The organism is Cognatundibacterium luofuense, assembly GCF_018139685.1.
In the GTDB taxonomy this organism is placed as follows: Bacteria; Pseudomonadota; Gammaproteobacteria; order Burkholderiales; family Burkholderiaceae_D; genus Undibacterium; species Undibacterium luofuense.
The window spans coordinates 1-308 of the sequence record NZ_JAGSPN010000490.1; the positions used below are offsets into that span (position 1 = coordinate 1).

Genomic DNA, 308 nt, shown 5'->3' on the forward strand with positions numbered 1-308 from the left:
CAATGCCGCCAATTTTTTAATCTGCAGATCAAGGGTCTGCACATCTACGGAGCTGCAACATGACTCAGGACGAATTGAAACTGGCGGTCGCTCAAGCCGCTATCGCTTATGTGGTTGAAGGTGAAATTGTTGGTGTGGGAACTGGTTCCACCGCGAACTTCTTCATTGATGAACTCGCAAAAATGAAAGACAAAATCAAAGCTGCGGTTGCATCATCTGAAGCTACCGCAGAGCGCTTGCGCGCGCACGGCATGACGGTGCTGGATTTGAACGAAGTCACGCGCATGCCGGTGTATATCGATGGCGCG

General features: G+C 51.0%; 1 protein-coding gene. It reads left to right on the forward strand.

Translation table 11 applies throughout. From position 1 onward, the window contains the following. Positions 1-59: 59 nt before the first annotated feature. Positions 60-308: sugar phosphate isomerase family (locus KDM89_RS21355; RefSeq protein WP_463322644.1), on the forward strand; the 249-nt coding region annotated here is incomplete at its 3' end.